The following is a 17669-nucleotide window of genomic DNA, read 5'->3' on the forward strand; positions in this document are numbered from 1 at the left end:
TCCTTCCTTCCTACGCCAGAACCGACGCTACGGCGTCAGGCACGCTATATGTCGCCGACATCCAGCATAGTTCGCGCGTAAACCACCTCGTGCGGCTCAACGCCGGATGAGGGTATTCGCACGGCTTCCGGACCCGCTGCTGAAATATCAGCAAAGTGCTGGTCAATCTCCAGTATAAAACCAATAAGTACCTCAATAAGCAGAGGGCTTTTATATCATCAATAGATCGAGCCGGCTGTTGTAGCGTCAGCACATTATTGCTCAGTAAACAGGTAGCCAACAGGCCCGATACACCCAACAAGCAACAAGTTCATATTCCAGCAGTCGGGAATCACCGCGAGGGTGGTTATACAGCACCAATAAGCTGCTCTTGTCGATGATTCCATTATCAAATCCATTAAATCTGGGCGCTGCGGCTGAGAGAAGGGATGAACGGTAGTGGCACGGGTCATGCTTTCTCTTATCGGGCGGAAATTCTTATGCGTGACATTCACTGCGCAAGGATTTCGCCAGCGTCTTTGAGTTAAATCGCCGTTTCCACCGCAAGCGCTTGTGTTAATCGCAAGCCTTTCATGTCGGAGTGACGCTTAATTTAAAGGTCTTGGCCCTATTTCGTGCACTGGTCATGTATAGGTATCGGCCGAGAAACGATGACTGGGCGTGTGCCGGATGCCGGCACAGGAAATCGGAAAAAACTTTCCTCGCTTGCGCATGATTAATCTGGGTCGGGATGGATAAACCTGTTTCATTTACTCCATAAAAATATCCCTTAAAAGGTAGTCGGTTTCTGTGGTTTAAAGAAACACGACCCGGATGCGGTATCGATCAATACCGCAGGGGCGGCTTTTTGTCTGCGATTTGTGCAAGACCGGTATTCGTTCTGCGCATGCCGGCGGTTTATGGGTATTTGTCAGACCACCCTATTCGTATTTCTTTCATTCATGGGCGGGCGATGGCCGGTGGCGAGCAGGCCGGAGAGCCGATCGACTTCATGGGAGCGTCACGCGCTTAGGCCGCGTCTTCAGAGATTGATAAAGCCAGTATCGATGCTCATCGAAAGTAACTTTTATTAATAACGTCAAGAGAGCCGTCAATAATGAGTAATACCTCCACGTTCCCGTCTTGGGCGGAAAAGCCGGTCGCCGCGGCCGTGCCCTTTCGCCGATCCTCCCTGGTGCTGGCCATCGCCGGTGCGGTTATGGTGGCCGGGGCTCCGGCCTATGCGGCGGACGACAAGGTCGTCAGCGAACTCAAGGCCGAAGTCGAACGCCTGAAAAAGGCCTTGGAAAAAAGCGAGAAAGCCCTGGCCGCTCAAGTCGGCGCCGTGCCGGCGCAACCGGCCGCCGGCGAGCCGGTTTCCGAACCCGTTTCCGAGCCGCCCGCAGCCGTGCAAAGCGAGGAGTCGACCAAGATCGCCAAGGGCGAAGAAGGCGACGAGCCCAAGGCCCTGGGCGAAGTCGTCGTCAGGACCAGCCGGGGGCTGGTGAAGAAACACGACATTCCGACCTCGTCCTCCGTTATTACCGGCCAGGAGCTGGAGCAGACTGGCGCCTACACCCTGGCCGACTTCACCAAGCGTTCCGCCAACCTCAGCCGAGACACCGGCAACCCGCGTACTTTCAGCCTGGCCATCCGCGGCATCGGTAAAAAGGGCATCACGGAAGCGCAGGATCCCAGTGTGGGGACGTCGATCGACGGCATCAGCTTCGGCTACAACTCACTGGCCACCTGGGACCAGGTGGACGTCGAATCGGTCGAGGTCAATCGCGGTCCGCAGGGTACTTACGGCGGCAAGAACACCAGTTTGGGCAGCGTGCAGATCAACTCCCGCACCCCCTCGTTCACCTCGGGCGGGCGCTATGCCATGCGTTTCGGCATACTCGATACCTTTTACGGCGACCTGTCCTACGGCGGGCCGGTCATCGACAACACGCTGGCCTGGCGCGGCACCTTCTTCGTGCACAAGAACGCCGGTGTCTATCAGAACGACTACGACCTGCGCGGCCGTACCTATATAGACACCAACAAGATTGCGGGCCGCGTGCAGTTCCTCTATACCCCGACGGACGACATCACCGCCCGCCTGCGCGTGGAAGTGGCTCCCCGCACCGCCGAGAACTTCAACGGCCTCAACCTGTTCCACCCCGAGCCCGCCACCTATTCTGATGGCGTAGCCTGGAACCTGGCGAATTCTTCCGGCAACCGGCTGCGTAGGGGCTGGTTCCAGCAGATCAAAAACTATGGCCTGAACAATTTTTATAACTACCACACCGGCACGCAAAACAACGATCAGCAGCTCGCGCTGGAAACCGGCATGCACGGGGTGACGGGCGATGTGAACTGGAAGCTGGGTACACACACCCTCACGTCCATCACCGGCTGGAAGGATTTCTATTTTGACGCCCGCAACGACGAAGGCACGCCTTACGACGTTTCCCTGCAAGGCGGCGGCGACGTGAAGTACGCGCAGTTCACCCAGGAGCTCAAGCTGTCGTCGGAAAAGGGCGGTTTCGTCGATTACGTCACCGGCCTTTATTACATCAAGACCCGCACCGACGTCGGCGGCAAGAACGGCTACGGATCCGATGCCGGCTACTGGTTCGCCAGCGGCTCGCCCAGCACCACCAACACCTTCCTAGACCCCGTCACCGGCACTACGCAACCCGTCTGGAGCGGAACCTACGGCACGCTGGCGGGCTCCGCGACCGCGACGGCCCAGGACCGCTATCTGTTGGGTGACTCTCTCAACGGCTTGAGAAAATACTCCCTGCAGCGCATCCGCAATGAAAGCCCCGCCGTCTTCGGCACGGCCAACTGGCATCTCACCGACCAGCTGACCCTGACCACCGGCCTGCGCGTGACGCGGGAGGACCGCCGGACCAACGGCTACAGCGTGGTCACCGACGACGGTTACGCCGGCGTATTGAACCCCACGGGCGTCGTAGGCGGACAGGACGCGCAGATCGCCAGCGGTTTCGACTCCGTCAATGTGGCCAACAACACCACGACTTATCTGGTCAACAACAAGATCGCCACCCAGGCGCAATGGGTAGAGGCGGGCAGCATCGCCGCCAACAGAAAGTCGGGTGCTTATTACCTGAACGGCGCGAAACAGGTGGTGGGTACCGACGTCAGCGCGGCGACGGCGATCACCAGCCAGGGCCTCAAGGCCGATCCCAGCAAGAACATCGCCTTCGTCGCCACGGGAACGAGCGCCAACAACGGCCTTACCACCGATGCGGCCGATTATGCCGCCGCCTTGGACCAAGCCAACAAGGCGGCCTTGAAATACTATGGCGTGAGTACCTGGGCGGGCCTGAACAACACCCAGAGGCAAAAAATCGCCCTGGCTCAGGCGCTGCGCAAGGCGCAAATTGGCACCCTCTACAACACGGTAGGCGCGCAGTCGTTCAGGAAAACCCAGCTCACCTCCTTGCTCAGTCCCAGCTTCAAAATCAACGACGACCACACGGTCTACGCCACCTGGCAGCACGGCGAAAAAGCCGGTATCGCGCAGGTCGTCAGCGGCAAGTCCCTGCAGGCCAAACCGGAAATCACCGAGTCGTACGAACTGGGCTGGAAGGCTTATTTCTTCGACAAGTCGCTGACCCTGAACACCGACGTGTTCTACACCGATATCACGGATTACCAGCAGGCCATACAGGTCGTGGACGAGAAGCAAACCTTGTTGAACAACGACGGGCTCATCTACTACCAGGGCGCCACCCTCAATGCCGACCGGGTCAAGGCCTGGGGTATCGAGGTGGACGGCTCGTACACCGGCATACCCAGGACGTCGCTGCGTTGGTCAGGTGCCTATACCGATGCCTGGTATGCGGACTTCAAGAACTCGCCGCTGGCGGCGGAGCAAAATCCCGGCTCGCCGCTCTACAGCGCCGCCTTGGGGGGCACACCGTTTCAAGATCTGACCGGCAAGACCCTGCCAGGCGCCTCGAAGTTTTCCTTCAACGTCGGCGGCGATTACCGGCAACCGGTGCTCGACGGTTACGAAGCGCACACATCCATCAACTATTCCTTCCAGACCGGCTACAACAATGACGTCACCCTGTCCAAATACGGTTGGGTTCACGGCTACGGAACGGCTGACGTTTCCATCGGCCTGGGCCGGAAGGACAAGCTCTTCGACGTGAGCTTCCTGGCCAGGAACGTCCTGGATACTCAGCCCAAGGCCCAGGGTTCGAACAGCGGCTCCCTGCTGACATCACCGCGCTGGTACGGGGTGGTTGTTAGCGGACAGTTCTAGTTCCGGAACCGCTTCGCGACGAGGCGGATATCGAAAGGCCCGGGTTGTCCCCGGGCCTTTTTTTGTGGGCCGGGAACCGCATGGGTGCCGCTTCGCCGCCGCCATTTTGATGCTGAAGAAACAGTATCGAACCATAGTGTCGTGTAGCCAACACTATTTGGTCCGGGGAACCGGGGTTATAGCAGATGGCGGTTTCGTCGACGCCCTAAGGTTATACGGGCAGTCTCCCGCCCGGATGGGCGTATATCAACAGCATGCTGATTTAAATGCACAGAGCAAGCATGTGGTGATTTATGCGCTTAATAGTTGTCTCATCACCACTTTTTCGAATTAATTGTGGATAAATACGCAGAATATTGACCATCAAGCAGGATTTAACCAAATCCGTGTTTCCCGGTAACCAACTTCTTGCCATTCCTTTTCGTCATAAATCGATTTCGTAGGGCAGGGAGATCTAAAAACCCTCTTCTCATCGTGCGCCACGGATTTTCAATCGACGGCTTAATATCGGGTAATAAGGCCTGGCATGACTCATGCTATGTCTCCGGGAAAGCCGTTTTTTGACCTGCGCATAGTTGCGCGCTAGCTCTGCTTTGCTCCAAGAAAGCGCATGGGGAAGTGCGGCCAGGTGAGTATGGCCGGAACCCCAGGCTGCGCCTCGTATTCCTTTAGCGAACGATGGCTAAATAAATAATGAGCTTGGCTCGGTAAACCCGCGTGGGGAGTGATACGCCGAACGTGTTAGGTAGCTTTCGGCAAGTTCTTGCGGGAATAAGAAAAGAATCGGTTTCCAGTATTCAAATTAGCCGTAGAACGGCGAGGCCCTGCTTTGCGTGGGGAGGGGAAAGCTTTGCGCGGAATTCTATATTTCGCGAGGCCTCTCTTCGTTTTATGACGGATTGAAAAGGGTATTAAAGCCGCGGAAGGCGGGGATGAATTTGGTGGCACGCTGCGCCCGGCAGGATCTTAAAAATAAGAGTGAAACCGGTATTCATGACCGGTTTTTAAAGCGCTGGGGCCTTTAGGCGGGCAGTTGCGACTATTACGGTTTTGCGATTATTAAATAGGGGAAGTAGATGCGGAATGAAAAGTTTGTGGATTCTTCGGTTTCACTCGAAGATCTGAATGCGGTGTCGAAATATGATGCGGAAACGCTGTCGTCGATGTCGGGGAAAAACGCCTCTGCGCCGTCGGCTCGCGGCTCGGTCGGCCTCAGCGGCGCCGCCATGCTGGTCGCCGGCGCCTGCCTGCTGGCTCCGGGCTACGCCGCCGCAGATGCCAACAGCGATCTGGCAGCCGAAGTGGCCCGCCTGAAGAAGGAGCTCGGAGAAACCAAGAAGGAATTGAGCGACACCAGGAAAGAAAACGAGCAGCTCAAGGACGAGGTCGCCAGCACCAAGGTGTCGGAGCCGCCTCCGTCGTCCGCGCCTGCCGCTGCCGGCCAGGCGGTGCTGGTCAGCGAGGCTCCGGCCGCTGTCGCTGAAGAAAAAGACCAAGCCGAAAGTCAGCCCAAGAATCTGTCGGAGGTCGTGGTCACCGCCCGACGCAAGGAAGAAAAGCTGCAGGACGTGCCGTTGCCTATTTCTGTCATCGGTGGCGAACAGTTAAAACGCGACAATATCGTTACGATTAACGACATAGCTAGACGCGTACCTAACCTGGGCGTGTCGACCCCGAGTTCCAGAAATTCCAGCATAGCCTTGCGCGGTATCGGCAAAAACAAAGGCAACGAGGCAATGGAGGGCAGTGTAGGGGTGCTGGTCGACAACGTGTGGTCTTGGGTGGGCTCAACCTGGACTAATTATGTCGACCTCGACCATGTCGAATTGCTGCGAGGACCGCAAGGTACACTGCAAGGGAAAAACAGTACAGTGGGCCTTTTGAATGTGAACAGCAAGCTACCTTCATTCAAAGCCGGTTATTACTTCGAAGGCTTTGCCGGCAATCGAGATAGCCAACAAGCAAGAGCTATGGCCACCGGCCCCTTGATCAATGGACTGTTGGCCTATCGAGCCTCTGTCTTTTACGACAAGCGTGATGGTTCCGTACTCAATCTCGACTCCCCACATACCGATACGCTGCATCAAGACACCAATATGTTGGGCGGTCGCGTACAGTTTTTGTTGACACCAACCGACAGTCTCTCTGCCAGGATTATTCTGGATCGCTCCTCGTCCGCGCAAACAATGATTTTGTATCCGGCCATAGCCGATCCTACAACGTTCGCGGACGGTACCCTCAGGCCAAGTTCGTTTAGTAAACGGCTGAATCGCGATTGGTTTACCAGTCTTCAAAATTCCGGTCAGCCGGTCTATACGATCGGTGATCCGCGCAAAATTGCGTATAACAACCATCAAATATCACGCGTCGATCAACAAGGCGCCTCCGGAGAAATCAACTGGGATCTGGGGGGCTACAAACTCACCTCTATTACCGCTTATCGCAGTTCACGGAACGAGCCCCGCCACGACTACGACTACAGCACCGCTGATATCGGTGCAATGACGGGTGGAACCTCCCTCGCTAGACAATGGACGCAAGAGTTCCGCTTGACCTCGCAGGAGCCCGCTTTCGGTTTCATTGACTATCAGCTCGGTGCTTTTGCACTCCGCAGCGACGCAGAAACGGAATTCCAACATACCTTCAGTTCCGACGCCGGAGCATTTTACTCCACCGATGCCATTTATAACCGTTTGAATGCTACCGCCGCTGGACGTGAGGTATTGTTGAAGTCACTGAATCGTATATTGCAATCTAGCAAAACTCATCCAACGGTAACCAGTCTGGCGGGATTTGGCCAGCTTAACCTGCACGTGACCGACGAAGCTACATTGACTCTTGGCTTCCGTAACACCTGGGAGAAGCGCGACAATCAAGCCTCCAATGGATATACCGGAGGCGAGTTCCTGAGTAGCTTTGCTCCCGCATATCGGGCCGACGTGGCAGCGATAAGACAGGCCGCTTATGGCAACGTGTATTTTGGGCCTAGACAAGGAATTGAGGAAAACTCTCAAAGCTGGCTTGTCAATCCTAGCTATAAGCTTACCAAAGATATCCTGATTTACTTTTCGACGGCATACGGTGAAAAGTCCGGGGTCGCGCAGTTCGATAATTTTGGGCGCCCAGATAATATCGCGCCAGAGAAAGTGTGGGATTATGAGTTGGGAATTAAAACAGCCTGGCTCGATAATACGCTTACGGCCAATCTGAATTTATACAATACTGACGTAGAAGGATATCAGTCGCTACTAGTAGTAGAAGACCACCATTCTGCGGTAGGCACCCGCAGCACGATGGGTAACGTGAAGGGTATTACCGCTAGGGGTGTCGAGCTAGACGCCGCTTGGCAGGCTTATGAAGGCGTTAGCTTCTTCGCCAATGCCGCCTACAATCATGCCGTATATACCGACTTCAAGAATGCGCCGTGCGCGCCAGAGCTGAATATGATGGCAGGCATGCCGTGTGACTATACAGGCTTACAGATACCTAACGCTCCAGAGTTTACCGCCAACTACGGCGTTGATCTCCGGACGCCGCTGGGGTTTGGCAAGTTTGCTGATTATGGTTTTGAGTGGCACGCTTGGCTTGTTGATAGCTTCAAATCTAGAGCCAACGTTAATACGAATCTGACTAAGTATGGCATCCAACCGTCTTATCATGTTGTGGACGGCGGTATCGGTGTTGGCACAAAGGATGGTCACTACAGTCTTAATCTCGTCGGTCGAAACATATTCGACACGATTTATGTGACCGATGTGGACCAATATACAGGTACACAGGTGGCTAAGGGCACTTATGGCGATGCGCGTTACTTTGGCGCTCAATTCCGCTCAAGCTTTTAGCCTACTCCCGACTCAACCTTTCTCCGCGGGGGGGAAGGTTGGGATGGCTTTGGGTTCGTGAAATGTTGATGCTAGACGTTAAGACTAATTCGGGATTTTTGTTCCCGCCGGGTCTTAAGGGTTCTATCCATTCAACTTTTCCCGATCGATAAAAGGCCATGTGCTTGCTATTAATCCGGTCATGTATTTCTGTGGAAAAACGACGCTCAAGGGCCAGTAAATTCAGGCCTTTCCTATGATCGGTATTTTATGGCCGGGTTAACAAATAAGCTCTTTTCTAAAGTCGTTGGCTCAAGTCCCTTTCCTTTTTGGGGAAAGCCGCGATGAGCAGGTCTCCGACGGCAGGGCATTATTTTTATCGTTTTTGCCTTGGCTCCCTCCAGGATGTAGTGGAGCCTGAAGGATTGACGGGTATCGCCTTCCAGAACACAGATATAGACCCCTCGTGCGCAGGGCGGATTAGTTCGGTCTTCCATTTCGCGAGAGTGAAAGAACGTGGAGATGTAAGGTTTGCGTTGCCATTAGCTAGGTCCCGGGATAGCTGTCTCGCATGCCTGCTGGTGGCCGCTTGCCTCGTGGTTTTTTCTTGCGGTGCTTCGGCCGTCGAACCGGTGCTGAGTCCCGAAAAGGCGGTTGCCCTGGCTTTGGAGGGCAATCCGGGCCTGGCGCAGATCAAGGCGCGGGCCGAGGCCATGGCCGCCGTACCCTCGCAGGAAGGCAGCCTGCCGGACCCGACCCTGAACTTCGATACGCTCAATCTGCCGGTCGGCGATGGCCTGAGTCTCCGCAAGGAGGACATGACCATGCTGGAGCTCGGCGTCAGTCAGGCCATCCCGTTTCCCGGCAAGCTGGCGCTCAAGGAGCAGGCCGCCCGCTTCGAGGCGGAAGCGGCGGCCGACACGGTCGAAGAGGCGCGGTTGCGCCTGGCCCGCGACGTGAAGATGCGCTGGTGGCAGCTGGTTTCTCTGCGCCGGTCCTTCGCCATCATCGCCGAAGCCGAGCGGCTGCTTAAGCAACTGGTCGAAATCGCCGATTCCAAGTACCGGGTAGGCGAAGGCGCGCAGCAGGACGTCCTCGCGGCGCGGCTGGAGCTGGCCAAGCTGATCCAGCAACGGGCGCAGCATGTGGGCCTGCATGTGAGCGAAATCGCCCGCCTGAATGCCTTGTTGAACCGCTCGGCGGACAGCGCCATACCGTTGCCGGACGAGGTGGAAACGGCCCTGCCGGATATCCGCTCGGACGCGGACTTGCTGGCTTGGGCCGAGCAGTCCCGGCCGCTACTGGCGCAGCGCAAGCATGCGATAGATGCGGCCCAGAGCCGGCTGGATCTGGCCAAGAAGGATTATTACCCGGACTTCACCGTCGGCGCCGGTTATGCCTTCCGTCAGGATACGCCGGATGGCCAGAACCGGCGCGACTTTGCCAATTTCCGCCTGAGCATGAACCTGCCGGTTTTCGCGGACAGCAAGCAGTCCAAGGCGGTCGACCAGCGCAACAGCGAACTGCTCAAGGAGCGTTACGCCCTGGACGAAGCGGAGCGCAAGATCCAGACGGAGATCGCGTCCGCTCTGGCCGTCTATCGCGGCAATCGCGAGCAGTTCAGGCTGTTCGAGGACAGCCTGGTGCCTCTGGCCCGGGAAACCGTGACGTCCGCGCTGACCGCCTACCAGGTCGGAAAGACCGACTTCCTCAACGTGGTGCGCGCGGAAAACGCCTGGTTCGACTATCAGATGCAGTATTGGCAGGCTCTGGCCGATGCGCATCAGGCCCTGGCCCGGTTGGTGGCCGCCGTCGGTAAGGAGGCATTATGAGCAAGCAACTGTTCTGGACCGCCGTATTGTCGGCCGGCCTGGGCGCCGCAGCGGTCTATTGGCCCGTCGTGCAATCCAGCCGCGCCGGCATCCCTCCGGCGGCGGAATCGCTCCGGTCATCGGCAGGGGCGGGCCGGCAGATTCTTTACTACAAGAATCCCATGGGCCTCGCCGATACGTCCGCGGTGCCCAAGAAGGACGGCATGGGCATGGATTACATACCGGTGTATGCCGAGGACGATGGCAGGGCCGCCGACGGCACGCTCAGGATCGCTGTCGAGAAGGTGCAAAAACTGGGGGTGAAGACCGCCACGGCGGAAAGGCGGGAGATCGCGCAGACCGTCCGCAGCGTGGGCATCGTCGAGGCCGACGAGCGGCGACTGTACGACGTGACCCTGCGCTTCGACGGCTACATCGAAAAACTGTTCGTCAACGCCACCGGACAAGCTGTGGCACGCGGCCAGCCCTTGTTCGAGCTCTACAGCCCGGATCTGGTTTCCGCCCAGCGCGAATACCTGACCGCCAAAAACGCCCGTTCCGCGCTCGCCAAGGCGGAGCCCTGGATACAGTCCGGCATGAAGGACCTGGCGGACAGCAGCCTGGAACGGCTGCGCAACTGGGGCATTTCGGACGCCGAGCTGGCGGGCCTGGAGAAGCAGGGGCAGGTCCGCCACGGCCTGGTCGTCCGCTCCCCCGCCTCGGGCGTGGTGATGGAAAAGTCGGTGGTGGCGGGCCGCCGCGCTTCGGCGGGCGAGGTGCTGTTCAAGATCGCCGACCTGTCCCTGGTGTGGGTGGTCGCCGAGGTCTACGAACAGGACATCGGCCGGATCGCCCCGGGCCAGAAGGTGAAGGTCAGGCTGGATGCCGTTCCCGGCCGGAGCTTCGAGGGGCGGGTGGCCTTCGTCTATCCCTCCCTGGAGCCGAGCACGCGGACCGCCAAGGTCCGCGTGGAACTGCCCAATCCCAAGGGCCAGCTCAAGCCCATGATGTATGCCCAGCTGGAGCTGGATACGCAGGCTCACCAGGCGCTGGCGGTGCCGCGTTCGGCCGTGCTGGAGGGTGGGCGGCGCACCCTGGTCCTGGTCGATCGGGGGGAAGGGCGCTTCGAGCCGCGCCCTGTGCGCCTCGGCATCCGCGGCGACGATGTGGTCGAGGTGCTGGAGGGCTTGAATGCGCAGGAGCGGGTGGTAGTCGGAGCCAACTTCCTGATCGACGCCGAGAGTAATTTGAAGGCTGCCCTGGGCGCCTTCGAGGCCCAGGCCCGCTCCCCGGCCCCTCAGGCCGAAGCCGCGCCGCCGGTGGGCCATGCCGGCCACGAGCAGCACGCCGTGCACTCCGCCGCGGGAAGCTGAGATGCTGGGACGCATCATCGGGTGGTCGGCCGGCAACCGTTTCATCGTGCTGCTGGCGACCCTCGCGCTCATCTTCGCCGGCCTCTACGCCGTCCTGAGAACGCCGCTCGACGCGCTGCCCGATCTGTCCGACACCCAGGTCATCGTCTACACGGAATTTCCCGGCCAGGCGCCCCAGGTGGTGGAGGACCAGGTCACCTATCCCCTGACCACGGCGATGCTGAGCGTGCCCCACTCCCGGGTCGTGCGCGGATTCTCCTTTTTCGGCGCTTCCTTCGTCTATGTCATCTTCGAGGACGGCACCGACGTCTACTGGGCGCGCTCGCGGGTACTGGAATATTTGACAACGCTCTCCAGCCGCCTGCCTCAGGGTGTCACGCCCAGCCTGGGGCCCGACGCCACCGGGGTCGGCTGGGTGTTTCAATATGTGGTGCAGGGCACCCGGCAATCCCTGGCGGAACTGCGCACGCTGCAGGACTGGTTCGTCCGCTTTCAGCTCACCAAGGCGCAGGGGGTGGCGGAAGTCGCCGGCGTCGGCGGTTTCGTGCGGCAGTACCAGGTCATCGTCGACCCACGCAAGCTGCAAGCCTACGGCATCCCCCTGGCCGCGGTCAGCCGGGTGATCGCGGCCAGCAACCGCGACGTGGGCGGTCGCGTGGTGGAGATGGCGGAAACCGAGTACATGGTGCGCGGCAAGGGCTATCTGCGCGGCATCGCGGACATCGAGGATCTGGTGGTCAAGGCCGAGGGGCATGCGCCGGTGCTGGTCCGCGACGTGGCCCGCGTCGAACTGGGACCGGACGAGCGCCGCGGCATCGCCGAGTTGAACGGCGAAGGCGAGGTCGTGTCGGGAACCGCGATCGCCCGCTACGGACAGAACGCCCTGGACGTGATCGAACAGGTCAAGGGCAAGTTGAAGCAGATCGGTCCCGGCCTGCCGGAAGGCGTGTCCATCGTCCCGGTCTACGACCGCTCCGTGCTCATCCTCAAGGCCATCGCCAACCTGCGCGACAAGCTGGTCGAGGAAAGCCTGGTGGTCGCCCTGGTGTGCGTGGTGTTCCTGTTCCACGTGCGCAGCGCGCTGGTGGCTATCGTCATGCTGCCTGTCGGCGTGCTCGTGGCCTTCATCGTCATGCGCGGGCTGGGCATCAATTCCAACATCATGAGCCTCGGCGGCATCGCCATCGCCATCGGCGCCATGGTGGACGCCGCCATCGTGATGATCGAGAACGCCCACAAGCACCTGGAGCGGGCCGGGCCCGGCGGGAACCGGGCGGAGCTGATCGTCAACGCCGCCAAGGAAGTCGGCCCCGCCCTGTTTCTCAGCCTGATGGTCATCACCGTGTCCTTCCTGCCGGTGTTCGTGCTGGAAGAGCAGGAAGGCCGGCTGTTCAAGCCGCTCGCCTACACCAAGACCTTCGCCATGGCCGGCGCCGCCCTGCTGTCGGTGACCCTGGTGCCGGCGCTGATGCTGCTGTTCATACGCGGTCCCATCCTGCCCGAGAGCCGCAATCCGGTGAACCGATGGCTGATCGGGCTTTACCGCCCGGTCATCGAAACGGTGCTTAACCGGAAGAAGACCACGGTGGTCCTCGCGCTGGCCGTGCTGGCCGCGAGCTATTACCCGCTGTCCAGGCTGGGCAGCGAATTCATGCCCACCCTGAACGAAGGCACGCTGCTATACATGCCCGTGAGCCTGCCGGGGCTGTCCGTCACCAAGGCGGCGGAAATCCTGCAGACGCAGAACCGCATCCTCAAGAGCTTCCCGGAGGTCGAGTCGGTGTTCGGCAAGGCCGGCCGGGCCTCCACCGCGACCGACCCGGCGCCGCTGGAAATGTTCGAAACGGTGGTCAACCTCAAGCCGGAAGACCACTGGCGGCCGGGCCTGACCACCGAAAAACTGATCGCCGAGCTGGATGCGGCGACGCAGATGCCGGGTGTGACCGGCGCCTGGACCATGCCCATCAAGAACCGCATCGACATGCTGTCGACCGGCATACGCACGCCGGTCGGCGTCAAGGTCTTCGGCAAGAATCTGGCGGAACTGGAGCGCTTGGCCACACAGATCGAAGGCGTGGTCAAATCCGTACCTGGCACGACCAGCGCCTACGCCGAACGGATCACCGGCGGCTATTACCTGACCATAGAGCCGGACCGCAAGAAACTGGCGCGTTACGGTCTCGGCGTCGGCGATTTCCAGGAGGTGATCGCGACCGCACTCGGCGGGCAAAACGTCACCACCACGGTCGAAGGGCGCGAGCGCTATAACGTGATCGTCCGCTACCCGCGCGAGCTGCGCGATACACCCGAGATGATCGCCTCCCAGGTGCTGGTGCCGGTCCTAGGCGGCGCCATGATCCCCTTGGGCCAACTGGCCGAAGTCGGCTTGAGCCAGGGCGTGCCGGCCATACGCACCGAAAACGCGCTGTTGTCCGCCTATATCTACGTGGATCTCCGCGGGCGGGACATCGGCGGTTACGTGGCCGACGCGCAGCGGGCGGTGCTGGAGCGGGTGAAGTTCCCGCCCGGCTACTACGCCACCTGGAGCGGACAGTTCGAATACCTGGAGCGCGCCAAGGCCAAGCTGGCCATCGCCGTTCCGATGACTCTCGCCATCATCTTCCTGCTGCTCTACCTCAACTTCAAACGGCTGACCGAAACCCTCATCGTCATGCTATCCCTGCCGTTCGCCCTGGTGGGTGGGGTCTGGCTCATGTACTGGCTGGGTTACCACCTCAGCGTGGCGGTGGCGGTGGGCTTCATCGCCTTGGCCGGGGTGGCCGCCGAAACCGGCGTGGTCATGCTGATTTATCTCGACCAGGCCCTGGAAAAAATCAAAGCGCGGCGGGCGGAGGAGGGTGTCGCCTGGAATCTGGCCGATCTCTATGCCGCCATCCGCGAAGGAGCGGTGGAGCGGGTGCGGCCCAAGATGATGACCGTGGTCGCCATCACCGCCGGCCTCCTGCCCATCATGTGGGGCAGCGGCACCGGCTCCGAGGTCATGCGCCGCATCGCCGCGCCCATGGTCGGCGGCATGGTCTCGTCCACCCTGCTGACCCTGCTCGTCATCCCGGCGATTTACGCCCTGGTCAAAGGGTATTCACTACCGCGCCCGCTTAAAACGGGCGTCGGCCTCGAAGCGGCGCGACCGGGATATGCTCCTCAGGTCGGTCCAGGACCGGTTTGACGCTGGAAGACCCGCGTTTCGTATTTTCGTAGGGTGGGTTAGACGTGCATCGCCGCGAGGTTTCCGGTTTCATCGGGGGTTATGCACGTCGTAACCCACCAAAAGGCGTCGGTGTGGCCGACAAGGCTGTTTGGTGGGTTACGATGCGCATTAAGTCGATGTGCGCCGGAAAAATAAACGGTCTGCGCATCTAACCCACCCTACGAGCTATTTCCCTGCCTTAGCCAGCAACGGTTCGACGGCCTTGCGTAGTTCATCGCCTTTGTAGGGGCCGGTTTTGACTTCTACCAGTTTACCGGTGGCGTCGAAAATGGCGGTGAAGGGCAGCACGCCGAGTTTGTTGCCGAGATTGGCGGCCAGGCCTTCGCCGGATTCGGCGATCAGCAGGGGGTAGGCGGTCGGATGCTTGGCCAGGAAGCGTTTGACCGATACCGGATCGTCGATGGCCAGGCCGACGATTTGCAGGCCGCGGCCGCCGAGTTCGTTCTGCAGCGCCGAGAAGGCCGGCATTTCTTCCAGGCAGGGCGTGCACCAGGTGGCCCAGAAGTTGACTACCAGCGTCTTGCCGCGCCATTCGTCCAGGCGATGGGGCTTGCCCTCGAGGTCGGGGAAGGATTCCGTGAGCGCGCCGGCCGTGGGCTCGGTGGCCGATTCAGCGCTCAGCAGGCGCTGGGCGTAGAGTCCGGAGGAAAGGGCGGTGACGGCTATCAGGGTGTAGATGAACGATCGCATCAGCGTAAGACTCGTTGTAGGTGGGTAAGAAAGGATACGGCTTCGGTGAAACCGATCAGGCGGAATTCCTTGCGTTCCTGCCCGTCGGGCGCGAAGAACAGGGTGGCGGGCGGGCCGACCAGACCGTAGCGTTGCAGCAGCGCCTGTTCGTCGGCTTCGTTGCCGGTGACGTCGGCCTGCACCAGGACGAACTTGGATAACTCGGCCCGCACCTTGGGATTGGTGAAGGTGTAGCGCTCCATCTCCACGCAGGAGACGCACCAGTCGGCGTAATAATCCAGCATCAGCCAGCGGCCCTGGGCCTTGGCGGCATCGAGTTGTTGCTGGAGCTCGGCCGGCGTGTGAATCTTGCGGAATTCCACGCCCTCGACAGCTTCACCGGTTCCGGCCAATGCCACGCCGCGCAAGGGTTGCAGCGGGTCGCGCCCGTTCGCCGCCGCGCCGATCAGCAGGAGCACGCCGTAGGCCAGCATGGCGACGCCGACGCCTTTCCATAGCTTGCGCCAGCCGGAAGCCGGTTGGGGCAGGGCGTCCAGGGCATTCAGGTAGATGGCCGGGACGATCAGCAGCAGCGCCCACAACGCCATGGCCAACGGGCCCGGCACGATGCGCTGGATCAGCCAGACGGCTACGCCCAACATGGCGACGCCGAACGCCGACTTGACCGCATTCATCCAGATGCCGGCCCTGGGCAGCAGCTTGCCGGCGGAAGCACCCACGACCAGCAGCGGAACGCCCATGCCCAGCCCCAGGCTGAACAGCGCCAGGCCGCCGAGCAAGGCGTTGCCGGTCTGGCCTATGTAGATCAGCGCGCCGGCCAGCGGCGCCGCCATGCAGGGGCCGACGATGAGGGCCGAAAGCGCGCCCATGATGGCCGCACCCAGCAGGGTGCCGCCTTTTTGCTGGTGGCTGAGGGCGGCGACGCGCTCCTGGATGTAGGCCGGCATCTGCAGTTCGTAGAAGCCGAACATGGACAGCGCGAGCAGCACGAAAACCAAGCTGAACAGGATGATGATCCAGGGCGTCTGGAATGCCGCCTGCAGGTTGCCGCCGAACAGTCCCGCCAGCACGCCGAATGCCGTGTAAGCCAGGGCGGCGGCCAGTACATAGGCCAGCGAGAGCGCGAAGGCGCGTCCGGTGGTGAGCTTGTGGCCGTGGCCCACGATGATGCCGGAGAGGATGGGGATCATCGGGAAGATGCAGGGGCTGAAGGCCATCAGCAGACCGAAGCCGAAGAAAGTGGCGGCGGTGAGCGCCGCCGAGTCGGATTTCAAGGCGTCGGCGATGCGGTCCTGTTCGGCGGCGGGGGGCGGCTCCCCGCGGGTCGAGGTCGGGAGGGAGGGCGCGGCCGTGATCGGCGCGCTGCCGTCCGCGGCGGGGACGTTCAGTTCGGCGATTTTCTCCATGGGCGGATAACATACGCCTTTCTCCGCGCAGCCCTGGAAACGGGCTTGCAGGCGCAGGCTTAGCGGTCCGGCGGAGGTTCGTTTCAGCGGCAGGTCGAAGCCGATCTCCCGATGGAAGACTTCGGCTGGTCCCTGATCTTCCACCTTGGTTTCGCCGTGCGGGATGACGGGTTCGCCCAGCTCCACACCGGTGGCGCCGATCAGGGTAAAGCGGAAGCGGTCGCGGTAGAGATAGTAACCGTCGGCGATCTGCCAACTGACATGCAGGGTGTGGGCGTCCTTGACTTCGCCGATGAAGTGGAAGGCCTGGTCGGCCGGCAGCAGGTCGTCCTGATTGGCGCCGGGTATCAGGCTTTTCAGCGAGCGGGTGAATTTGGCCAATGGATCGGCTTTGGCACCCTCTCCCTTTGGGAGAGGGTTAGGGGTGAGGGCAGCATCGCCTGATTTTTCCTGAAAGCCTGAAGCAACGGCCTTACCGCTTTCCCTCACCCTCCCCTCTCCCAGTGGGAGAGGGGAGTCACCGTCCATGGCCGGCAGTGCCAGCTTGAGCAGACGCTTGTAGGGCGGGTAACACAAGCCGGCGTCGGCGCAGCCTTGCACCGTCACTTCCAGTTCGGCCTCGCGTATGGCGGGGTCCGTGCGCTTGAGCGGCAGCGTCAATTCCAGATGGCCGCGGTACACCTCCATGTCGCCGAAATTCTCTTCGTGCATCATGGCACCGGCCGGCAGCTCGACGGGACCTACCGTTACGCCGGCGGTTTTCGAGGCGAACTTGAATTTCTTCCGGTAGAGATGATGGTCTTTGGCGATATCCCAGCTCAGCAAAACGCTGTCGGCGGAAAGAACGCGGGACGTGAGCGGGAATATTTGCTCCGGCGGCAAGGGGGTGAGGCCTTCCGCATTCGCTTGAGGCGCGAACAGCGTGAAGAACAGTATCAGGAGGCCGGCGTAGCGGAGAAGCCCGCCCGTTTCCAGGGCCTGAGGATCGAGCCCCTGGAGCCGGGCGGGCTTTTCTCTCATCCGGCCCTTCGGGCCACCTTCGACCAATCGCAAACGTCGCTCCAGCCGCGACCTT

Annotated in this window: 7 protein-coding genes; 5 read left to right on the forward strand and 2 right to left on the reverse strand. The window is 60.5% G+C overall.

Translation table 11 applies throughout. The annotated features are described in order from the left end of the window. Positions 1-1096: 1096 nt before the first annotated feature. From JWZ97_RS17570 to JWZ97_RS17590, 5 genes are all read left to right on the forward strand, one after another. Complete coding sequence (locus JWZ97_RS17570; RefSeq protein WP_205431816.1) at positions 1097-4264, forward strand: TonB-dependent receptor; 3168 nt, start codon at positions 1097-1099, stop codon at positions 4262-4264. 1076 nt (positions 4265-5340) lie between these two features. Then, entirely contained in the window at positions 5341-8106 is a 2766-nt protein-coding gene (locus tag JWZ97_RS17575) for a TonB-dependent receptor domain-containing protein (protein ID WP_205431817.1), read from the forward strand. Positions 8107-8666: 560 nt separating this feature from the next. Continuing rightward, positions 8667-9917: a TolC family protein gene (locus tag JWZ97_RS17580; RefSeq protein WP_240342388.1), complete on the forward strand. Its 1251-nt coding sequence runs from the start codon at positions 8667-8669 to the stop codon at positions 9915-9917. After that, positions 9914-11269, forward strand: coding sequence for an efflux RND transporter periplasmic adaptor subunit (locus JWZ97_RS17585; RefSeq protein WP_205431819.1), 1356 nt, complete (start codon positions 9914-9916; stop codon positions 11267-11269). The genes JWZ97_RS17580 and JWZ97_RS17585 overlap by 4 nt, the downstream gene beginning before the upstream one ends. Position 11270: 1 nt before the next feature. Further along, entirely contained in the window at positions 11271-14456 is a 3186-nt protein-coding gene (locus tag JWZ97_RS17590; protein WP_205431820.1) for an efflux RND transporter permease subunit, read from the forward strand. 207 nt (positions 14457-14663) lie between these two features. Here the strand turns inward: JWZ97_RS17590 and JWZ97_RS17595 are convergent, their stop codons facing one another. Beyond that, on the reverse strand, positions 14664-15188 hold the full coding sequence (locus JWZ97_RS17595; RefSeq protein ID WP_205431821.1) for a TlpA disulfide reductase family protein: 525 nt from the start codon (positions 15186-15188) through the stop codon (positions 14664-14666). Next, positions 15188-17614, reverse strand: a complete 2427-nt coding sequence (gene dsbD / locus JWZ97_RS17600) for a protein-disulfide reductase DsbD (protein ID WP_205431829.1) — start codon at positions 17612-17614, stop codon at positions 15188-15190. The genes JWZ97_RS17595 and dsbD overlap by 1 nt, the downstream gene beginning before the upstream one ends. Positions 17615-17669 lie beyond the last annotated feature (55 nt).

Origin of the sequence: Methylococcus sp. EFPC2 (assembly GCF_016925495.1) — a bacterium.
In the GTDB taxonomy this organism is placed as follows: Bacteria; Pseudomonadota; Gammaproteobacteria; order Methylococcales; family Methylococcaceae; genus EFPC2.

Coding starts and splice junctions, on each gene's coding strand:
- JWZ97_RS17570 (WP_205431816.1), top strand. CDS start 1,097: ATGAGTAATACCTCCACGTTCCCGTCTTGGGCGGAAAAGCCGGTCGCC.
- JWZ97_RS17575 (WP_205431817.1), top strand. CDS start 5,341: ATGCGGAATGAAAAGTTTGTGGATTCTTCGGTTTCACTCGAAGATCTG.
- JWZ97_RS17585 (WP_205431819.1), top strand. CDS start 9,914: ATGAGCAAGCAACTGTTCTGGACCGCCGTATTGTCGGCCGGCCTGGGC.
- JWZ97_RS17590 (WP_205431820.1), top strand. CDS start 11,271: ATGCTGGGACGCATCATCGGGTGGTCGGCCGGCAACCGTTTCATCGTG.
- JWZ97_RS17595 (WP_205431821.1), bottom strand. CDS start 15,188: ATGCGATCGTTCATCTACACCCTGATAGCCGTCACCGCCCTTTCCTCC.
- dsbD (WP_205431829.1), bottom strand. CDS start 17,614: ATGAGAGAAAAGCCCGCCCGGCTCCAGGGGCTCGATCCTCAGGCCCTG.